The 19,979-nt window shown below is 72.5% G+C and carries 19 protein-coding genes; 9 read left to right on the top strand and 10 right to left on the bottom strand.

The window, feature by feature from the left end; translation table 11 throughout:
- Window positions 1-318: 318 nt before the first annotated feature.
- Window positions 319-789 (top strand): QsdR family transcriptional regulator, encoded by a 471-nt coding sequence (locus AC0NH5_RS38080; protein WP_474412388.1) that lies wholly within the window; start codon window positions 319-321, stop codon window positions 787-789.
- A gap of 80 nt (window positions 790-869) precedes the next feature.
- On the opposite strand, the gene AC0NH5_RS38075 is transcribed toward AC0NH5_RS38080, so the two are convergent.
- The 6 genes from AC0NH5_RS38075 to AC0NH5_RS38050 form a co-directional block, all read right to left on the bottom strand.
- The gene (locus AC0NH5_RS38075) at window positions 870-1,778 is read right to left on the bottom strand and encodes an alpha/beta hydrolase family protein (protein ID WP_474412386.1); all 909 of its coding nucleotides are present in this window, start codon (window positions 1,776-1,778) and stop codon (window positions 870-872) included.
- A 196-nt stretch (window positions 1,779-1,974) separates the two neighbouring features.
- Window positions 1,975-2,370 carry a hypothetical protein gene (locus tag AC0NH5_RS38070; RefSeq protein WP_474412448.1) on the bottom strand — a complete coding sequence of 132 codons (396 nt, stop codon included), beginning with the start codon at window positions 2,368-2,370 and terminating at the stop codon, window positions 1,975-1,977.
- Window positions 2,371-2,649: 279 nt separating this feature from the next.
- Window positions 2,650-3,690, bottom strand: coding sequence for an LLM class flavin-dependent oxidoreductase (locus AC0NH5_RS38065; RefSeq protein ID WP_474412384.1), 1,041 nt, complete (start codon window positions 3,688-3,690; stop codon window positions 2,650-2,652).
- Between the two features lie 41 nt (window positions 3,691-3,731).
- Window positions 3,732-5,228 (bottom strand): hypothetical protein, encoded by a 1,497-nt coding sequence (locus AC0NH5_RS38060; RefSeq protein WP_474412382.1) that lies wholly within the window; start codon window positions 5,226-5,228, stop codon window positions 3,732-3,734.
- Window positions 5,229-5,303: 75 nt separating this feature from the next.
- Window positions 5,304-6,896: a xylulokinase gene (locus AC0NH5_RS38055; RefSeq protein ID WP_474412380.1), complete on the bottom strand. Its 1,593-nt coding sequence runs from the start codon at window positions 6,894-6,896 to the stop codon at window positions 5,304-5,306.
- Window positions 6,897-9,143: an aminotransferase class III-fold pyridoxal phosphate-dependent enzyme gene (locus AC0NH5_RS38050; RefSeq protein WP_474412379.1), complete on the bottom strand. Its 2,247-nt coding sequence runs from the start codon at window positions 9,141-9,143 to the stop codon at window positions 6,897-6,899.
- A 128-nt stretch (window positions 9,144-9,271) separates the two neighbouring features.
- On the opposite strand from AC0NH5_RS38050, the gene AC0NH5_RS38045 reads away from it, so the two are divergent.
- From AC0NH5_RS38045 to AC0NH5_RS38025, 5 genes are all read left to right on the top strand, one after another.
- Window positions 9,272-10,447, top strand: coding sequence for a PucR family transcriptional regulator (locus AC0NH5_RS38045; RefSeq protein ID WP_474412377.1), 1,176 nt, complete (start codon window positions 9,272-9,274; stop codon window positions 10,445-10,447).
- Window positions 10,423-10,749 (top strand): hypothetical protein, encoded by a 327-nt coding sequence (locus AC0NH5_RS38040; RefSeq protein ID WP_474412375.1) that lies wholly within the window; start codon window positions 10,423-10,425, stop codon window positions 10,747-10,749. Before AC0NH5_RS38045 ends, AC0NH5_RS38040 begins: the two co-directional genes overlap by 25 nt.
- Window positions 10,750-10,910: 161 nt before the next feature.
- On the top strand, window positions 10,911-11,213 hold the full coding sequence (locus AC0NH5_RS38035) for a DUF1905 domain-containing protein (RefSeq protein WP_474412374.1): 303 nt from the start codon (window positions 10,911-10,913) through the stop codon (window positions 11,211-11,213).
- Window positions 11,214-11,238: 25 nt separating this feature from the next.
- Window positions 11,239-11,706, top strand: a complete 468-nt coding sequence (locus AC0NH5_RS38030; protein WP_474412372.1) for a bacteriocin immunity protein — start codon at window positions 11,239-11,241, stop codon at window positions 11,704-11,706.
- A gap of 185 nt (window positions 11,707-11,891) precedes the next feature.
- On the top strand, window positions 11,892-12,710 hold the full coding sequence (locus AC0NH5_RS38025) for a slipin family protein (RefSeq protein WP_474412370.1): 819 nt from the start codon (window positions 11,892-11,894) through the stop codon (window positions 12,708-12,710).
- Here the strand turns inward: AC0NH5_RS38025 and AC0NH5_RS38020 are convergent.
- The gene (locus AC0NH5_RS38020; RefSeq protein WP_474412368.1) at window positions 12,697-13,464 is read right to left on the bottom strand and encodes a class I SAM-dependent methyltransferase; all 768 of its coding nucleotides are present in this window, start codon (window positions 13,462-13,464) and stop codon (window positions 12,697-12,699) included. The genes AC0NH5_RS38025 and AC0NH5_RS38020 overlap by 14 nt on opposite strands.
- Entirely contained in the window at window positions 13,464-14,099 is a 636-nt protein-coding gene (locus AC0NH5_RS38015; RefSeq protein WP_474412366.1) for a DUF3159 domain-containing protein, read from the bottom strand. Before AC0NH5_RS38015 ends, AC0NH5_RS38020 begins: the two co-directional genes overlap by 1 nt.
- Window positions 14,100-14,182: 83 nt before the next feature.
- Here AC0NH5_RS38015 and AC0NH5_RS38010 point away from each other — a divergent pair, with 83 nt between their 5' ends.
- Entirely contained in the window at window positions 14,183-15,385 is a 1,203-nt protein-coding gene (locus AC0NH5_RS38010; RefSeq protein WP_474412364.1) for an FAD-binding oxidoreductase, read from the top strand.
- A 3-nt stretch (window positions 15,386-15,388) separates the two neighbouring features.
- Here AC0NH5_RS38010 and AC0NH5_RS38005 read toward each other — a convergent pair whose 3' ends face one another.
- Together AC0NH5_RS38005 and AC0NH5_RS38000 are read right to left on the bottom strand one after the other, a co-directional pair.
- The gene (locus AC0NH5_RS38005; protein WP_474412362.1) at window positions 15,389-15,769 is read right to left on the bottom strand and encodes a VOC family protein; all 381 of its coding nucleotides are present in this window, start codon (window positions 15,767-15,769) and stop codon (window positions 15,389-15,391) included.
- Window positions 15,766-16,485, bottom strand: coding sequence for an arsenate reductase/protein-tyrosine-phosphatase family protein (locus AC0NH5_RS38000; RefSeq protein ID WP_474412360.1), 720 nt, complete (start codon window positions 16,483-16,485; stop codon window positions 15,766-15,768). The genes AC0NH5_RS38005 and AC0NH5_RS38000 overlap by 4 nt, the downstream gene beginning before the upstream one ends.
- 167 nt (window positions 16,486-16,652) lie before the next feature.
- Between AC0NH5_RS38000 and AC0NH5_RS37995 the strand changes: the two genes are divergently transcribed.
- Both AC0NH5_RS37995 and AC0NH5_RS37990 read left to right on the top strand, forming a co-directional pair.
- Window positions 16,653-18,251 carry an ABC transporter transmembrane domain-containing protein gene (locus AC0NH5_RS37995; RefSeq protein ID WP_474412446.1) on the top strand — a complete coding sequence of 533 codons (1,599 nt, stop codon included), beginning with the start codon at window positions 16,653-16,655 and terminating at the stop codon, window positions 18,249-18,251.
- A gap of 29 nt (window positions 18,252-18,280) precedes the next feature.
- The gene (locus AC0NH5_RS37990) at window positions 18,281-19,975 is read left to right on the top strand and encodes an ABC transporter ATP-binding protein (RefSeq protein ID WP_474412444.1); all 1,695 of its coding nucleotides are present in this window, start codon (window positions 18,281-18,283) and stop codon (window positions 19,973-19,975) included.
- The last annotated feature ends 4 nt before the right edge of the window (window positions 19,976-19,979 follow it).

Raw genomic sequence — 19,979 nt, 5'->3', positions numbered from 1 at the left:
TAGCCGGAAGTCGATGTCAAGGCGGGCGGGTGATCATCCGATCGGGTGAGATCGGCGGCGGATCGGCCGCCGGGTCGTCCGGACAACGGCCCCGGTCATTCTGTACGCGCGCGGTGAGCCGGGTACGAAACGGTCATCCAGGCGCTCGGACCCCAGTTGGTGATCACCATTCTCGTGGCTAGCATTCGTTCTCCCCGGTGCGCACAATCGATGGCTGAGATGGGGAGAGCGACATTGCCTGCGTCCCGTCGTGTGATCGAACCCGAGGCGTTGCTGCGCGGTGCGGCAATGCATTACCTGAAGCACTCGACAATCGACATGGATCTGTTGGCGAGTGAATTGGCGATCAGCCGCGCCACTCTTTATCGGGCGGTCGGCAGCCGGGACGCGTTGCTCGCCGACGTGTTCTGGGCGATCGGCCGACGGCTGCTCCAGGAGGCGCGCGACGAGGCGCCCGGCCGCGGCCCGGACCGCGTCGTCGAGGTCTCCCGGCAGTTCGCGGAGCTGATGGCCTCCGCCCAGCAGCTGCGGGAGTTCGCCGCCGCCGAGCCGCAGACCGTGGCCCGGGTGCTGGTGACGCCGGCCACCGACGTGCAGCGCCGGGCGGTGGCCGCGCAGCTGTCGATCTTCCGGGAGTCCGGCCTGACCGGTGACGACGACGATCTCCAGCGGCGGGCGTACCTCTATGTCCGCCTGATCGAGTCGGTGGTGCACAGCGAGCTGCTCGGCATGCCGGGGATCGACTTCGGCCTGGCCGAACCCGCCCTGCGCGCCCTGCTTCCGGCCTGACCGTTCGGCATCGCCGGGCCGCACAGGACGAACGGCGCCGGCGGGAATCTCCCCGCCGGCGCCGCTCACTGGCCGAAGCCTCAGATCACGAAGTCCGCGCAGGTGCTGCGGTACTCCTCCACGGTCGTGCTCGCGCGCGGGCCGGGGCAGACGAACTGCTGGTAGCGGGTGTCGTTGTCGACGAAGAGCTTCAGCCAGGCGATGCTGAACTTGGCGATCGTCGTGTTCGAGCTGTTCGGCGCGAAGTGGCTGGCGCCGTTGAGCTCGAGGTACGCCTTGCCCGGGCTGGCCGCCAGGCTGTTGTAGAACGGCTCGGCGTGCGACCGGACCGAGGCGACCGAGTCGTTCTCCGCGCCGACGACCAGGGTCGGGACCTGGTTGCGGCTCCAGGTCTTGGTGGTGTTCCACGGCGTCAGCGGGATCGCCGCCTGCAGCGACGGGCGGGCCGCCGCCGCCTCCAGGGTGCCGCCGCCGCCCATCGAGTGGCCGACGACCGCGACCCGGGTGGCGTCCACGCGGGTCCGGACGCTGCTGCGGCCGGTCAGGTAGTCGGCGGCCGCGAGCAGCTGCCGGCCACGGCTGGCGGGCTGGTCGGAGGTGGTCAGGGTGTCGATGTTGAAGACCACGAAGCCCTGCGAGGCGAGCCGGGGGGCCAGCCACGCCATGCTGGACTTGCGGGCGGTGAAGCCGGGCGCGATCACCACGGCGCCGAAGGTGCCGCTGCTGGTTTCGGTCGGGTAGTAGATGTCACCACCGCCGAAGCCGCTGACCGAGACGCTGGACACGCTGGTCTGCGCGGTGGCGAACGGGCCTCGAACCGCTTCGATGCTGCTGGTGCTCGGAGCGGGACCCTTCGGGAAGGCCTGGGTCGCGGCGTTGGCGGACGGGATGAGGGTGATGCCGGCGACGGTGAGGGCGACGGCGGCAAGTGCGCCGATCACGGCCGGGCCGCGGCGGATCCGGCGCTTCTTGGCGGGTGTCGAGGACAAGACGTCTCCCTTGTCGAACAGACGGACCGAGCGGAAGTTTGCCGCTCGACAAGGGATTTTTGGCGTACGGGAATGGGGTTCTCAATAGGCCGGCAGTGTTGTGAGACGGGGGTCCGGACATTAAGCGGAAAAGCACGCATCCGAGATTTGCGGATCTGGGAGCGCTCTCATTGACGAGCGTAAAAGTGAATGCCGCTCAATTCGGGGTGAAGAGGCCCTGAATGCCGACCACGATCGCGATCACGCCGAAGATCGCGAGGAGCAGAGCGCGCCCGGAGAGGTTGTCCACGCCGGCCCGGTCGGGGACATTGCTTTTCAGCGGCTTGCGGCCGGTCAGGCGGTCCCGGAGCAGAGCGACACCGACGCCGATGCCGACCACCTCGAAATGGAACAGGCGCGGGCCGGAGATCAGGTGCACGAGCAGGTAGTAACCGCCCGCCACCAGGGCCAGCACGCCGATCAGCCAGGCCCAGCGGGCGATCCGGTCGGCGAACCGGCCGATGCCGGACCCGACCGTGGGCAGCGCCCGCAGCAGGGGGACCGCCAGCAACAGGCCGCCGAGGATGTTGGCGATGTCGAGCAGCAGTGCCATCACGGCGCCGGTCCTTCCTGCCACGGATGTCGATCGAGAGGGTAGCGGACCCCTTTCCGGGCGGCTCGTTCGCTAAACCGGTTCAGGGCGTCCCGGCGCGGGACGACCTCGGGCCGGGCGCCCATGGCCCGGGCGGGGCAGGCCGGGGTGCCGGGCCGTAATCGGGTGAAAGCCCGGGCGCCGGTCTTCAGCCCGGCGGCCGCCCCGCGGCCGGGAGGGGCAGGCTGATCGCGCCGAACCGGCGGGACCTGACACAGGTCGTACCAAAGGCGGCAAGCGTCAGTCGCGCAGCAGAGGGAGCAACTGGGTGCCCTGGCGTTCGATCTCCCGCAGGTAGGGCGTGTCGGAGAGCACGAAGTGCGTGATGCCGAGGTCCTGATATTTCCGCAGCGAGGCCGCCACGTCACCGGCCGAGCCGACCAGCCAGGTCGTGCCGGCCCCGCCGCCGCCGAAGCGGCCCGGCGCGGTGTAGAGGTTGTCGTCGAGGACGTCGCCCCGCGCGGCCAGGTCGAGCAGGCGCCGCTGGCCGACGGCGACGAACCGGTTGGGGTCGCGGCCGCCCTCGGTGGCCATCCGTGCCACCTCGGCCTCGGCGTCGGCCCAGGCCTGCCCGGTGGTGTCCCGGACCAGCGTGGTGATCCGCAGGCCGAACTCGAGCGGCGGGTGCGACCGGCCCAGCTCGGCACTGAGCCGCCGGAGCCGGTCGATGCGTTCCCGGACGCCGTCGTAGGTCTCGCCCCAGAACAACTGCACGTCGGCCTCGGTGGCGGCGACCCGCTCGGCGGCCTCGGAGGCGCCGCCGAAATAGAGCCGGGGCGGCGTGGCCGGCCGCAGCGCCACGGTGGAGCCGGTGACCCGGAAGTGCTCGCCGTGGTAGGTGACATCCTTCTCGGTCCAGAGCCGGCGGACCAGCTGGAGGAACTCGCGGGTCCGCCCGTACCGGTGGGCCTGGTCGCCCTCGCTGTCCCCGTACGCCGCCAGGCTGTCCTTGCCGGAGACGACGTTGACCAGCGCGCGCCCGCCGGACAGGTGTTGCAGGGTGGCGGCCGCGGCGGCGAAGTTCGCCGGTTGCCAGTATCCCGGGCGGATGGCGATCAGGGGTTTGAACGTGCTGGTCCGGGCGGCCAGGGCAGTGGCGACGGTGAACGTGTCGGGCCGGCCCCAGCCGGTGCCGAGCAACGCGCCGCCCCAGCCGTGCTCCTCCAGGGCGAGGGCGTGGCGGGTCAGCGTGTCCAGGCTGTTGTGGTTCACCACCAGGTCGTCGCCCCGGTGGCCGGGGTCGGCCTGGTTCGGGATGTACCAGAGGAGTTCGGGCGGCATGCCGATCACTCTACATAACCTATAGATAAAGTAGAATAACCTCAGGCGAGCAGAGCCTCCACGACGGTCAGCTGCTCGCGGGCCTCCGGCATCTCCCGGAGCCGGTCGCGAAGCCGCCGCAGCCCCTCGGTGGCCTGCTCCGGATCGGTCTCCAGCAGCCCCCGGCACACCGTGGTCAGCACCGTGACGACCGCCAGCCGCTCGCTGCGCGCATCCTCCGGCCGGCCGCGCTCAGGGATGCTGAGCAGTTCCTCCAGCCGGGCGAGCCCGGGCCCGGCCGCCCCGGTGCGGCACTCCAGCCGGGCCAGATCGATCACCACGTCCCGGACGGCGAGGTTCGGGTCACCGCCGAGCAACGGCAGCGCGGCGCGGTAACCGGCCAGCGCGGCCGGCGTCCGGCCGCGGGACTGCCAGTGCTCGGCGGCCCGCTGCAGCAGCCTGCCCAGCCCGGCACACCACGTGCGGCTGCCCACCGACGCGGCCCAGTCGAGGATCGCGGTGACCTGCCTGCCCGCCGGCACGCCCTCGTCGAGGTCCGCGATCAGCAGGTGCGCCGTGCAGAGCTGCACCCCGGCCGAGTCCCCGGCGGTGGTCCAGGCGTTCCGCGCGGCGAGCAGGTGCCGCCGGCGCGTCGCCCGGTCACCGGCGAACCAGGCGAGGGTGGCCTGCCGCAGGTACAGCGCGGCGTGCAGGCGGGGCAGCGGCAGACCGGCCGCCCAGCTGGCCGCGGCGGTGTAACAGGCGCCGGCCCGGGCCGGGTCACGGCGGGACAGCGCCGGACTGGGCGCGGGCTGCCGGGCCAGGTCGAAGCCGAGGCTCTCCGGGTGCGAGCCGGGCGTCGCCCACCAGTCGCCCTCGACCAGGTGGCTGACCGCCACCAGCCCCGGCAGGTTGAGCAGCGTGGTTGCGGTCCGCGCCTGCTCCAGCAGCCGCCGGGCCGGATCGGTGCGGCCGATCCGGTGCATCAGGTCGGCGGCGGCGATGTGGCACCAGTGGCCGAGCGCCGCCGCGCCGTGCCGGTGCGCCAGCCCGGAGAGGGACTCCAGCGAGCGGACACCCTGCGCGGCCATCTGCCCGGCGGCCACCTGCGAGCCGGCGCGCAGCAGCGACTCGATCACCGCGCGGACGGTGGCCAGGCTGGGCGGCCCGTCGACCACCAGGTGCTCGATCAGCTCGGTCTCCGGGCTGCCCGGCGCGGGCGTGACGAAGGATCCGGCCGGATCCAGTGTGGTCTCCGCGCCGACACCGCCGGGGTACCAGTTCCCGTCCAGCTGCAACGCCCAGGCGCGCAGCGCGGCCAGGTGCCGGTCCGGTGTCCCGGTCTCCCGCTCCAGCTGGTCGAGCAGCCGCAGGGCGTGGCGGGCCTCGCCCGCGGCGAGCGCCCCGTAACAGGCGTCGGTCAGGTGCAGCAGGCGATGGCGGGGATCCCCGGCCGCGGCGCGCAGAGCCGCGGCACGTGCCGGACCGGGCCGGCCATGCAGATCCTCGCTGTTGAGCGACCCGAGGGTCATCCATCCGGGACGCAGGGGAGTGGTCACAGGAGACCTCCCGGTGCCGGAGGGCCGCTGTCAACGTAACGGACACCGATGGCCGAACGGTAGCCCTCGGTAGTGTCACGCCTTCGGCGCGTTCAACTTCCGGTAAACGGGAGCGAGTCGCTTGTGCAGGTCCTGATAGACGCCGTAGATCTCGTCGTACCGGGTCCGGTCCGGCCCCGGCTGATAGGCGAGGTCGTTGCGGGCCAGGGCCGGGATGTCGGCGAACGAGATCAGGCCCGCGCCGACCGCGCCGATCCAGCCGGCGCCGCGGGCGTTCACCGTGACCGGGCTGGCGTCGCGGCGGATCTCCACGCCCAGCACGTCGGCGAAGATCTGGCACCAGGAGTCGGACCGGGCCGCGCCGCCGGTGATCACCAGCGTGGTCATCGGCCGGCCGAGGAACTTGCCGGCCGCCCGCGCCATCCACCGGGTGTTGAGCGCGACACCCTCGAAGACCGCCCGCAGCAGGTGGGAGCGGGTGGTGTCCAGGGAGATGTTGAGGAAGCCGGCCCGCAGGCTCGGATCGTCGACCGGCACCCGCTCGCCGTAGAGCCAGGGCATGTAGAGCACGCCTCCGGACCCGGGCGGGACGCTGGGAATGATCTTGTCGAAGGCGTCGAAGATGGTGCCCTCGTCGCGGCTCACGTGACCGGCGCTGATCAACGGGTCGTCGAACTCGACGATCTTGTCACGGAGCCAGGTCAGATTGGCGCCGGCGGTGGCCTGCAGCGCGGTCATCAGGTAGCGGTCCGGGACGGCGCACGGGATCGACGCGATGCCGGTCAGCACGTCGGTCTTCTTCCGCGGCACGTGCGCGGCGATCCACGAGGAGGTGCCGAGATAGAGATGCGCCTCGTTGTCGCGGACGGTGCCGGCGCCGACCGCGGCCGCGGTGTTGTCGACAGACCCGGCCACCACCCGCACGGACTCGGGCAGCCCCAGGTGAGCGGCGGCGTCGGGGGCGAGCGTGCCGATCACCTCGGTGCAGGCCACGATCGGCGGGAACTTCTCCGCGTCGATCCCGCTGGCGGCGACCAGCCCGGGGGAGTACCGGATGGCCGAGGCCGTCCGGTTGTCGGTGACCCAGGAGGTCAGGATCGAGTCGACGGTCGCCACCGTGCGGCCGGTGAGCTTCAGATTGATCCAGTCGAGGACGTTGAGGAAGGTCGCCGTCCGCGCGTACACGTCCGGCATGGTGTCCCTGATCCACAACATGTGCGCGGCGGGATCCTTGCCGGTCACCGACGGCATGCCGCCGGTCAGCCGCAACCAGCGGGCGATTTTCACGATCGACATGCCGTCGTACGACGGAAAGCCGCCGAACTGCCTGCGCAGGTGCGGAGCGCCGCGCATGTCCAGCCAGCTGATGCACCGGGTCAGCGGCGCACCGGCGGCGTCCACCGCGATCGTCCCCTCGCCCTGCGTGGACGAGCAGATCGTGGTCACCGCGCGCAGGTGCTCCGGGTGGGCGCGGCCCAGCTCGGCCACCACCTCGGCGAGCGCGTCCCACCAGGCGACCGGGTCCTGCTCCGCGCCGCCGCCGGGCAGCACGTGCAGCGCCACCGGGCGCTCGGCCCAGCCGGTGACCGTGCCGTCGGCGGCGACCAGCGCCGCCTTCATCCCGGACGTGCCCAGGTCGATCGCCAGCACCTGCGGGGCAACCGCCACCTAGACCCCCTCGACCTGCGCGAAGACCTGGTCGAAACGGGCCAGCGCGTCGTCGATGACCTCGTCGGTATCAGCCATCGACGTGTACATCCGGGACCCGGCGAGCGTGATGATGCCGTGCGCCGCGTACGCCGCGCCCATCTGCTCCATCAGCCTCTTGCGGCCCTTGTTCTCCTTGAACAGCTTGACCGGGTTGCGCATGTCGAGCAGCATCACGCCGCTGCACTCCAGGTGCACGATCGAGCCCTGGTTGTACGCGACGTACGGCAGCCCGTACTTGTCGATCAGCTTCTGGAGGCCGCGGGTGAGCCGGTCACCGGCCCGGCCGGCGATCACCGGCGCGTTGGTCCGGGCCATCTCCTTGATCGCGAAGTATCCGGCCGCGCAGGACAGCGGGTTCGCCGACAGGGTGCCGCCGACCTGGATGTGCGCGCCGCTCTTGCCGTCCAGGCCGGAGCCGAACACGCTCATCACGTCGGAACGCCCGCCGACGCCGCCGGCCATCGGGTACCCGCCGGAGACGGCCTTGCCGAAGACGGTGAGGTCGGGGGTGACCCCGAAGTACCCGGCGGCGCCACCCAGACCGGTGCGGAACCCGGTGACCACCTCGTCGAAGATCAGCAGCGCGCCGAACTCGTCGCACAGCTTGCGGACGCCGGCGTTGAAGTCGTGCGGGACCGGCCGGGTCCCGGACTCCGGGCCGAGCGGCTCCACCACGACAGCGGCCGTCCCGCCGCGCACCCGGTTCTCGATCAACTTGCGGCGCAGCGTGCCCAGGTCGTGCGGGAAGGCTTCCCGCGTCCGGCCGGTGGCGCCGAACGGGATGCCCTTGGCGTTCATCCGGAAGCTGCCCGGCACGCGCAGGCCGTACACCATGGTGTCGGACCAGCCGTGATAGGCGCCACCGACCTTGATCACCATCTTCTTGCCGGTGTGTGCGCGGGCGGCCCGGACCGCCGCCATCACCGCCTCGGTGCCGGAGCCGAGCGACCGGTACATCTCGATGTGCGGCATGTACTGGTTGATGATCTCGGCGAGCTTCAGCTCGTACTCGTGGAACAGGCCGGTGACCGGGCCGGATTCCCGGACCACCGCGGCGACCTGCTCGTTGACCGGCTCGTAGTTGCTGCCCAGGATCGTCGGCCCGCCGGCCTGCAGGAAGTCGATGTAGACGTTGCCGTCGCGGTCGGTGAGGTGGGCTCCGTGGGCCCGGTCGATCGCGAGCGGGAACGGGTAGTTGAAGGCCAGGTTGTGCTGGACGCCGCCGGGGATCCGCTGCTTGGCGCGCTCGGTGATCTCCTTCGACGCGGTGCACTTGGTCTCGAAGTAGTTGAGGACGTCCAGCAGCGCGTCGTGCCGGAGCCCGCGCAGCGGCTGGTCGACCAGGGCCTTCAACCGGCGCATGGTGTCGTCGACGTCCAGGTACTCGGTGATCGAGTACCCGAGCTCGGCGGCGCTGCCCGGGCCGTGACCGACCTCCTGCTTCTCCGGGATCTCGGCCGGCGCCTCGGTGGGCGGGGCGGCCGCGCTGGGCAGCGCCTCGTCGTCCGGCACCCGGATCGGCTCGACCGCCTCGGTGATCTGCGCGGCGATCCGCTTCTCGTCCTTGCGCAGCTTGCCGAACGCGATCTCCCGGATCGTCGCCGGGATCGTGTAGACCTTGCCCGCCTCGCTGGTCAGCGCCATCAGATAGGCGATCGACACCTTCTCCAGCAGCGCCATGTTGAACACCGCCCGGTCCGGCCCGGTGCCCAGCGCCACCACACCGTGATTGGCGATGATGAACGCGTTGTCGCCGCTTGCCACCTTCTTCTGCGCGTTCTTCGCGAGGAAGCTCGTCCCGGACGGGGCGTAATCGATGATCGCCACCTCCTTGCCGAGGAAGCGGACCTGCTCGTCGGTGAGCGCCGGGATCGGCTTGCGCAGGAACGCGAGGGCCGACGCGTACGGCTGGTGGGTGTGCACGATCGCGTTGACGTCCGGCCGCTCGCGGTAGATGTTGGCGTGCATGCCGCACTCGATCGACGGCACCAGGCCACCGGCGCCGTCCGGGTCAGGCACGTGCTTGCCGGCGAAGTCCACGATGCAGACGTCCTCGGCCCGCATCCGGTCGTAGTCGTAGTTGCTGGGCGTGACCGCGTAGAGCTGGTGGCCCGGGACGCGTACCGAGACGTTGCCCTCGGTCGCCTTGAGGTAGCCACGTTCCAGCATGGTGCGGCACATGTCGACGACGTGCTGACGGGACATCCGGTGTTTCACAGGCACGGTCCGTTCAGGTCGAGCGGCGGGACAGACCCATCGTCATCCTGTCCGGGTCACAAAGCACCGTCTTCGAACCAGCAAGATTCGGGCGTACCTTTATCACGAGGTGATAAGTGACGACTCCCTGGCAGCGCCTGCCCACCGAACTGGCCGACGCCATGCGCCCCCGCCTGCCGGACGCGGTCCGGGCCATCGCCGGGGCGGTCGGCGAGCTGAGCCCGGCGGCCGGCGCCAAGTTCGAGCGGGACGTCCGCACCGCGGTGCGCGTCGCCCTCGACCGTTTCGTGGACCTGGCCGGCACCGGCGACCCGGCGCTGCCGCCGCCGATCCGCGAGGTGTTCGTCGCGCTCGGCGCCGCCGAGGCCCGGGACGACCGGGGGCCGGAGATGCTGCTCGGCGCCCTGCGGCACGCCTCCCGGATGCTGCTGCGGACAGCCTCGCAGTCACTTGCCGAGGTGCGGCCGGTAACCGTCGACGACCTGATCGACCTGTCCGACGCGACCAGCGCGTACGTCGACGAGCTGGCCGCCGCCTGCACCGACGGCCTGGCCCGGCAGCTGCGCGAGCAGGCCGGCGAGGGCGACCGGCGCCGCCGCCGGGTGGCCGACCTGCTGCTGCGCGGCGGCGCCCCACCGGAGGTGGCCCGGGAGGCAGCCGCGGACATCGGCTGGCCGGCCCTGGACACCGTGGTGCCGGTGCTGCTGCCACCGGACCAGGCCCGCGACGCCCGGTTCCGGTTCGGGGCGGACGGCGTGGTCGCCGAACGGGGCCGGGACGCCGTGCTGCTGCTGCGCTCCGGCCCCCGCGCCGAACGGGCCGCGCTGGCCGAGGCACTGCGCGGCCGGGACGCGGTGGTCGGGCCGGCGCTCGGCTGGGCCGAGGCGCCCGAGGCGGTCCGCCTCGCCGAGCGCACCGCCGAGCTGGCCCGGACCGGGCTCCTCGCGCTGCCGGGGGAGGAACCGCTGTTCGCCGACGACCACTTCGCGGCGCTCGCCCTGCGCGGGGAGACCGGCGCGCTGGCGGTGCTCTCCGCCCGGCGGCTGGCGCCGCTCGCCGGGCTCCGGGCCGGGCAGCGCGAGCAGCTGCTGGTCACGCTGGAGAGCTGGCTGCGGCACTGGGGCTCGCGGACGGCGGTGGCGGCCGAGCTGTTCGTGCACCCGCAGACGGTCAGCTACCGCCTGCACCGGCTTCGTGCTCTGCTCGGCGACGACCTCGACGACGCGGAGGCGAGATTCGAACTGCTCCTGGCCGTACGCTCGATGGCGTGGCGGACATCCACATCGACGTGAAGCTCGGCGCCGACCTGACCTCCCGCGAGATCCTCGCGTCCACCTTCGGCCTGGCCGCCGACGCGCCGGCCGTGGTGACCACGGGGTGCGGACAGCAGGTGCCGCCGGCCATGACGTCCGGCGAGCCGGGTGCGGTGACCTGCGCGGCGTGCCGGGGTTACGCGCACCGGGAGCACCTGCGGCAGGCCGAGCTGGTCGAGCTGCTGGCCAGGATGCCCGGCAGCGCCGTGAGACCCGGCCAGGCGGCGATGGCCGCGGCCCGGCACCGCGAGCGCGCCGCCCGCTTCGCCTTCGGCCCCTGACCCCAAATCCACCGTGTGAAGTTCGGGTGCGTATCGAGCCCAAAGTTCACACGCTCAACGGTCCCGACGTTGCGTGTGAAGTTGGGGTGCGTATCGAGCCCGAAGTTCACACGGTCGGTGGTGCGGGGGCTTTTGTCGTACCCGCGTGGGATGCTGCCCGGATGATCGTGGAATTCGACGCCGAGCTGTGGCTGTGGGACGCCCGCCGCGACGAGACCTGGACGTTCGTGAGCCTGCCGCCCGAGGACGCGGCGGAGATCCGTGACCTGACCGCCGACCAGCCACGGGGGTTCGGCTCCGTCCGGGTGCGTGCCTCGATCGGCAGCAGCACGTGGACCACGTCGATCTTCCCGGACAGCGCCCGCGGCACCTACGTCCTGCCGGTGAAGAAGGCCATCCGCACCGCTCAGAAGCTGACGCCCGGCGACCTGACCGCGGTGACCGTCGAGCTGGTCGACCTGTGATCGCGTCCTCGCCGGCGGCCGGCCGGTGACCGCGTCCCGGTTCGAGCTGCGGCCCGCCCTGTCCCCGGCGCCCCTCCCGCCCGGCCGGCTCGCCGCGTTGCGCGCGGCCATCGAGCACATCGAGGACCTGCTGGACTCGGGTGAGCCGGCGGCCGCCGAGATCGCCGCGTTCAACGCCGACACCGGCCATCGTTACGAGGTGGCCGACTTCCGGTCCTACCACGAGTCCCACGCGATCGAGGAGTTCGCCCGCGAGGCCGCCCACCCGTCACCACAGCGGGTTCCGGACGTCACCCGGGCCGAGCTGATCGAGATAGTCCGCCGGATCATGAACGCCGATCCGGACACCGACTTCTATCTGGGCGTGCTGGAGGCCAACGTCATCCATCCCCGGGTGAGCGACCTGATCTTCCACCCGGCGCCGGACAGCTCGGAGCCCACCCCGGAGGGCGTCGTCGACGAGGCCCTGAGCTACCGGCCGATCACCCTCTAAATGCGTTGAGGGAGATCGCCGGGTGCGCGATCCTCTAGGTGGCCCCGGCGGTTCCAGAAGAAAGCGCCTTCCCAGCGGACGCATTGGCGATCAAACCAGGCTTGCCCGCTGCTCTCCCGGCGACGGATCCTTCCCGTCGGAACCGCTACGGGGCCACCCCTACTTCTTGCGTACAGAGGTGAACCATGTCCCACACCGGTGAGGTGATCATTCGCAGCGGATTCCGCGGTCTTCGTTACGTCGACGGCCGGTTCGACCAGGTGCTCGAGCCCGGCCGGTACGAGCTGCCCCGGCGCCGCCCGCTGGGCCGGCGTGTGCCCCGCGTCGAGATCGTGACGATCGACCTGCGTGAGCGGGAGCTGAACATCAAGGGCCAGGAGATCCTGACCGCCGACAAGGTGGCGGTGCGGGTCAACATCATCACGCACTTCCGGGTCACCGACCCGGTGGCCGCGGTGGAGCGGGTCGCCGACTACGCGGACCGTGTCTACAGCGACGTGCAGCTGGCCGCCCGCCGGTCGCTGGCCTCGATGACCCTGGAGGGCATCCTGACCAGCCGCAACCAGCTCAGCGAGGACATCCTGCGCGACGTCGAGGGAGTCTCCGCGGGGTACGGCATCGAGATCATCCGGGCCGACGTGAAGGACCTGGTGTTCCCGGGCAACCTGCAGGACGTCATGAACCGGGTGCTGACGGCCGAGCGGATGGCGGAGGCGCAGATGGTCGAGGCCCGGACACGTGCCGACCGCGAGGCCCTGGAGGTGACCTCCCGGGCGGACTCCACCCGCCGGGCCGCCGAGGCGGACGCCGAGGCCAAGCGCATCCGCGCCGACGCCGAGGTCGACGCGCTGCGCCGGCTGGCCGAGGCCGCCCAGGCGTACACCGAGCACCCCGCCCTGCTGCGGCTGCGTGAGCTGGAGACGCTGGGTGCTCTCGGGGAGAACGCCGCGGCCCGGCTCTACATCGGTTTCGACAAGCACAGCGATCGGCTCACCGCGGAGTGACGCACTCCTGCACGGGGGTCAGGACGGCGACGTACTCGTAGGCGTCGGTGAGGAGGCGGTGGCCCGCGGTGGCGCCGTCCTCCTCGCCGACGGTGATGCGGTCCAGCCGCAGACCGGTGCCCTCGAGCAGCAGCGTCAGGTCGGCCGGGGAATAACACCGCAGCCGCTGGCTGATCTTCTCGTCCGGATCGGCGGCCTCCCACCACGTGTCGGTCGCCGTGGCGGTGACCGGGTCGTACGTGGTCAGTTCGTAGAGCTCGTAGGCGTAGCCGCGCTCCGGGTCCGGGGTGCGGTGCGACTGGTCGCCGTGCCAGCGGGCCCAGACGATCGGGTTGTAGACGTCGATCAGCGCCACGCCACCGGGGCGCAGCCATTCGGTGGCGATGCGCCGCAGCAACCGGCGCTGGTCGGCGTCCGACCCGACGCCGAACCCGTTCCAGTACGTCACGGCGTCGAAATGGCCGTCCAGCCGTACCTCGTAGAAGTCGTCGTTGATCAGCGTGAAAGAGCCACCCAGGCGGTCCGCGAAGCGGGCCCGGTCGCTGATCTCCACCGCGGTGACCGTGTGACCGGCCGCCGCGGTCGCTGCGGCGGTGGTGCCGTAACCGGCGCCCAGCTCCAGCACCCGCCGGGGCTCGGCGCCGGCGTGCTGGTGCAGGAGGCGGACCCGGCGGTGGTCGCGTTCGGTGATGCGCGCCCCCGCGTCACCCCACCACGTGCCGGTGCGGGAGTAGAACCCTTCGACCCAGTCCATCAGGCGGGCTGCTCGACGGGGTGGCGCAGGCCGGGGTGGCCGTCCGGGAGGTTGCGGCGGATCACCCACCAGCTGACCGTGATGCAGGCGGCGATCAGCGGCCAGGTCAGCGCGATCCGGGCGCCGGTGAGCCAGATGACCTGGCCGGCGGCGTAGAGCGGGAGGAAGACGGCGACCCGGATGACGTATTGCAGAACCCACACCCAGCTGCCGCGGGAGTACGCCCGCAGCAGTGTGGGGTCGCGCCGCCAGCGCGTCTTCTGGCCGAGGACGCCGCCGACGACGATGCCGAGCAGCGGCCAGCGGATCACGATGCTGACGGTCCAGGCCAGCGCGCTGGCGGCGTTGCTGAGCAGCTGGAGCAGGAAGAAGTCCTCGGCCTGGCCGGTGCGCAGCGTGATCAGCGCGGCCACGCAGACGCCGAGCAGGCCGATCAGCACGGCGCGCGGCTTGTCGCCGGTGCGCAGCCGCCACGCCGACACCCCGATCGCACAGGCCACCGCGGCCCCCGCCCCGGCCCAGATCGACTGGCCGGCCAGGAGCCAACCGGCGGCGAAGCCGACCGCGGGCAGCGTGGCATCGACCGCCGCCCGGCGCCCGTTGAGCAACTGCGAGAGCGATTCCGGCTGTGCCATCTCCACCCTGTCCTGTCGAGGTTAGGCGAGCCTAACTCAATTCGGGAGCGATGAGTTTCCGGTGCGGTCGTGGTCGTACCGGCATGACTCTTCTGCTTCCCGGCACCGCCGGCTACGACGAGCACCGCCGCGCGCTGAACCCGGCCCTCGACCCCCGCCCGGCCTCGGTGATGCTCGCCCGCAGCGCGGCTGATGTGCGCACCGCGGTGCTGACCGCTCGCCGTGCCGGTCTGCCGTTCGCGGTGCAGGCCACCGGGCACGGCACGCATGTGGCCCACGACGGGGCGCTGCTGGTGCGGACCGGGGAGATGGCGTCGGTGGTGGTCGACCCGGACCGCCGGACCGCCCGGGTGGGTCCCGGCGCCCGCTGGGGCGACGTGCTGGCCGTGGCCGCGCCGTTCGGGCTGGCCCCGCTCTCCGGGTCGTCGCCGGACGTCGGCGTGACCGGGTACACGCTCGGCGGCGGGCTGGGCTGGCTCGCCCGCAAACACGGCCTCGCCGCGGACAGCGTGCTGCGCGCGCGGGTGGTCACCGCCGACGGAAGCCTGCTGACCGTGGACGCCGACCACCACCCGGACCTGTTCTGGGCGCTGTGCGGCGGCGGGGGCTCGTTCGGTGTCGTCACCGATCTGGAGTTCCGTCTCCACCCGGTGGGCCGCGTTCATGCCGGTGCGGTGACCTTCGGGCGTGAGCGGGCCGCCGAGACGCTGGCCTTCTATCGCACGTGGATCGAGCGGATCCCGGACGAGCTGAGCACGGCGGTCCTGCTGACCCTCGACGGCAAGCTGATCGTCAAGGCGATGTACTGCGGCGATCCGGACGAGGGCCGGCGCCTGCTCGAGCCGCTGTGGAAGGTGGCCGGCCCGGTGGTGGAGGACGGCATGCGGGTGGTCGGCTATGCCGGGGCGGCGATGGGCGGCACGTCCGCCCGCACCTTCGACCAGGTTCGTACCCTCGAGGACGACCTGATCGGTGCGCTGGTCGCCGAGCCGGACTGCACCGTGGAGATCCGTCACTGGGGTGGGCGGATCGCCCGGGACGACGGCGCCGCCGCCCACCGGGACGCCCCGCTCTCGGTGATCCTGGACCGCGAGTCGTCCGCCTTGGCGGGCCACGGGCTCGGACGGCACTTCCTGAACTTTTTGGCCGATCCGGATCAGGTGGCGAGCGCGTTCACCGCGCGGAACTGGGACGCGCTGCGCGCGATCAAGGCCGCTCACGACCCGGAGCACGTCTTCGGCGCGGGCATGGCGATCGCGCCGGCCGGGGTGCGCGCGACAGCCTGAGCCTCAGGCCGCCGGCTGGAACAGCTCCACCAGGTTGCCGGCCGGGTCGGCGAGCAGGATCTGGCTGCCGCCGGGGCCGCTGACCACGTCACTGACGAACAGCAGCCCGGCGGAGCGGAGGCGGTCCACCTCGGCGCCGAGGTCGTCCACCTCGAGGTGGATGCGGTTGGCGCCGGCGGTCCGTGCGGTGTCCGGGGTGGCCCGGGCGCCGGAGCTGGCCGGGCCGGACAGCAGCAGGCGCAGCGGTCCACGGACGACGTCGGCGAAGGCCGGGCCGGAGCTGGGGCCCGGGGCGAAACCGAGGTGGCCGGTGTAGAAGGCGACGGCCGCCGGCACGTCGTCGACCAGGTATCGGACGTTGGCGTAGGTGCTGGCTGTGGTCATGACGAAACCTCTCTCAGCAGGGGGGTCAGATGCCGGACCCGGGTGTCGATCTCGGCCGCGACGCGGGCGACGGCCGGATGTCCGGAGGGCTCGGGAAGGCTCCAGTGCATCCGCCGCGGCTCGCCCGGGAAAGTGGGGCACGACTCGCGGGCCCGGTCGCAGAGGGTGATCACGAAGTCGAAGCGGTGGCCGGAGAGCATGTCCCAGTGCCGGGGGCGGCGGCCGGCGACATCCACCCCGTACTCCTCGGCCAGCACCCGTACGGCGTCGGGTTGCAGGTGAGGCCGGGGGTCGCTACCGGCGCTGGCCACCCGGACCGTGCCACCGACGCGGCGCCGGAGCAGCGCCTCGGCGAGGGGTGAGCGGACGCTGTTGCCGGTGCAGAGAAAGAGCACGCCGGCCGTGACGGGCGCCGCGGGCTGTGGGGCGAGACCGGGGTGCAGCGCCGCGCCGGACTCGGTGAGCGCGCCGGCGCAGCGGTCGAGATCCAGGTGGTAATAGGTGTCCCGGCCGTCGTGGGTGCTGCGGTGCGTGCTGACCAGGCCGCCGTCGCGGAGCAGCCGCAGGTGGTAGGAGACCAGGTTCTGCGGCTCGCCGCTGAGCGCGACCAGGTCGCGGACCCGGTGGTCACCGGCCGCCAGCGCGGTCAGCAGCCGCCACCGCAGCGGGTGGGCGGCCAGGCGGACGAACGCCGGAGGCGGTGGATGCGATGCCACGACCGTAGATTACATCAAATCCATTTGATGAATAGACCTGTGCTGCGACGGAGCGCACCTCGCAAATCGGGTGACAATCATGCGGTTCGATCGGCAGCATGACGGGTGTGGATGTGCGGAGTCCGGGACGTTACCTGTGGTGGCTGGCGCGGCAGTGCAAGGCCCGGGTGGCGCTCGGCGCGACGTTCGGGACGCTGTGGTTCACCAGCCTGGCGTTCACCCCGTACCTCATCTCCCAGGCGATCGACCGCGGCCTCGCCCCGCGCTCCGTGCCTGCGCTGATCGCCTGGTCCGCGGCCGTCCTGGGGCTCGGCCTGGCGAGCGCCGGCCTGGGCCTGCTGCGGCACCGCAACATGACGCAACTGCGGCTGAAGGCCGCGCTGCTCACCGCCGACCTGGTGATGACGCACGCGACCCGGCTCGGTGCGGCCCTGCCGCGCCGGGTGACCACCGGCGAGGTCGTCACGATCGGCATCGCCGACGTGTGGACGATCGGCCGGGCGATGAACGTCGGCGGGGTGGGCGTGGCGTCGGTCGTCGCCTGCGGGGTGATCGCGGTGCTGCTCTCCCGCGTCTCGCCGGCGCTGGCGGTGGTGGTCCTGGTCGGCGTGCCGGTGCTGGCGCTGATCGTCGGCCCGCTGCTCGGCCGCACCCAGCACGCCGGGGCGCGCTACCGGGAGCGCCAGGGCGGGCTGAACGCCCGCCTGGTCGACATCCTCGGCGGGCTTCGCGTGCTCAACGGCCTGGGCGGCAAGGACGTCCACCTCGACCGGTACGAGCGGGAGTCGGCGACGGTGCGCGAACAGGGTTACCGGGTGGGTAACCCGTCGAGCTGGATCGCCGCGCTCGGTGACGGCCTGCCGGTCGTCTTCCTGGCGGTGGTGGTCTGGCTGGCCGCGCGGCTCGCGGTGGGCGGGGACATCACGGTGGGCGAGCTGGTCGCGGTGTACGGGTACACCGCCATGCTCGTCATCCCGGTGAGCGTCTTCATCTTCTGCGGTTTCGACGTGACCCGTGGCCTGGTGGCCGCCCGGCGGGTGACCGACTTCCTGCGGCTGGAGGCCGACGACCTCGCGGGGGAGCCCGCGCCCGCCGGCCCGGCGCCCCTGCACGACCCGGTGTCCGGGGTGGTCGCCGAGCCCGGCCGGTTCACCGCACTGGCCGGCTCCCGTCCCGCCGACGCCGCCGAGATCCTCGACCGCCTCGGCGGGTACGGCCGCACCGAGGCCACCTGGGACGGCCGGCGTCTCGACGAGATCGCCCAGCCGGCGGTCCGCGCCCGGATCCTGGTCGCCGACAACGACGCCGCCCTGTTCGCCGGCTCGCTGCGCGAGGTGGTGGCCGGCCGGCACGAGCCGGACGGCGAACGGGTGCGCGCCGCGATCGCCACCGCGGCCGCCCAGGACGTCGCGACCGATGCGGACCGGCTGGTGGAGTGGGGCGGGCGCAACCTGTCCGGCGGCCAGCGGCAGCGGTTGCGGCTGGCCCGGGCGGTCTACGGCGACCCGGAGATGCTGCTCGCCGTCGAGCCGACCTCGGCGGTGGACGCGCACACCGAGCTGGCCGTGGCCGAGCGTCTCGCGGCGGCCCGGCAAGGGCGCGGCACGGTGCTGGCGACCACCTCGCCGGTGCTGCTGGATCGCGCCGACGTGGTGCACTACCTGGTGGCCGGGCGGGTCGCCGCCACCGGGACCCATCGCGATCTGCTGGACACCGAGCCGGGCTATCGGGCGCTGGTCACCCGGGTGTTCGGAGACCAGCTGTGACCGCGGCGCTGCCGATCGCCGACCAGCGGATGGTCGCCCGCGCCGTCGGGCGCCTGCTCGCCGCCGACCGCCGGATCGTCGTGGCGATGGTGCTGCTGAGCTCGCTGAGCGCGCTGGCCGGCCTCGGCGGACCCTGGCTGCTGGGCCGGGTGATCGACACGGTCGAGGCGGGCGGCGGGACGGCGGCGGTCGACCGTCTCGCGGTTGCGGTGCTCGGCTGCGCCCTCGCACAGACACTTCTCTCGCGGTACGCGCTCCGCGTCGCGTTCCGGTTCGGCGAACGCACGGCCGCCCGGATCCGGGAGGGTTTCGTCCGCCGGGCGCTCGGCCTGCCCGCCGCCGTGGTGGAGCGGGTGCCCGCCGGCGATCTGACCGCCCGCGGCACCACCGATGTGGACGCGGTCGCCACCGCCTTGCGCGAGGTGCTGCCGACCCTCTTCTGCGCGGTGGTCCACCTACTGATCATCGCGGCCGGGATCCTGGTGCTGAACCCGCTGCTCGGCGCGGTCGGGGTGATCGGCCTATCCGGCATCTGGTTCGTCACGCGCTGGTACCTGCGGCGGGCCCGGGACGCGTACCTGGCCGAGGGGGCGGCCACCTCACGGCTGGCCGACGAGCTGTCCGCGACCACCGACGGCGCGCGCACGGTCGACGCGTTCGGCCTCCAGGAGCGCCGCCTGACCGCCGGGCACGCCGCGCTCGCCGAGACCCGGCGTACCCGGCTGGCCACACTGCGGCTGCGCAACGTCTATTTCCCGCTGGCGGAGAGCTCGTACGCGGTTCCGACCGTCCTGGTCCTGCTGCTCGGCGGCCTGTTCTACATCGACGGCCGGCTCAGCCTCGGCACCGTCGCGGCGGCCGTGCTCTATCTGCGGCAGCTGGTCGGCCCGCTGGACAGCATCCTGATCTGGATCGAGCAGTTGCAGAGCAGCAGTGCCTCGTTCGCCCGGGTGGAGGGCCTCGCCGCGATCCCGCCCGCGCCGCCGGCCGTCACCGAGCCCCCACGCGACGAGGTGATCGAGGTGGCCGGCGTGCGGTACGCGTACGACCAGGGCCGCGACGTGCTGCACGACGTGACGCTGACCGTCCGGCCGGGGGAGCGGCTGGCGATCGTCGGCCTCTCCGGTGCCGGGAAGTCCACGCTGGGCCGGCTGATCGCCGGGGTGGACCGGCCCCCCGCCGGCTCGGTGACGGTCGGCGGGGTGCCGATCGCCGATCTGCCGCCGGACGAGTTGCGCCGCCAGGTCGTGCTGGTCACCCAGGAGCACCACGTGTTCCGGGAGTCGCTGCGGGACAACCTGATGGTGCCGGCACCGGACGGTGAGCTGCGCCGGGCGCTCGCCACGGTCGGCGCGGACTGGGCCGTCGACCTGGACCGCGACCTCGGCGAGGAGCCGCTCGACGGCGCGCAGGCACAGCAGCTGGCGCTGGCCCGGGTGCTGCTCGCGGATCCGCACACGGTGATCCTGGACGAGGCCACCGCGCTGCTCGACCCGACCGCGGCGCGGACCGCGGAACGGGCGCTGGCCGCGGTGCTGCACGAGCGGACGGTCATCGCGATCGCGCACCGGCTGCAGACCGCGCACGACGCCGACCGGGTGGCGGTGATGGCCGGCGGGCGGATCATCGAGCTCGGCACGCACGACGAACTGGTGGCTGCCGGCGGCTCCTATGCGGCGCTGTGGCGCACCTGGCACGGCGCTGAGGTCCAGCACCGGTCCTGAACCG

The organism is Actinoplanes sp. 13 (assembly GCF_056134165.1).
The sequence above is the reverse complement of the archived record's forward strand: the minus strand, read 5'-3'. Positions and strand labels throughout refer to the sequence as shown.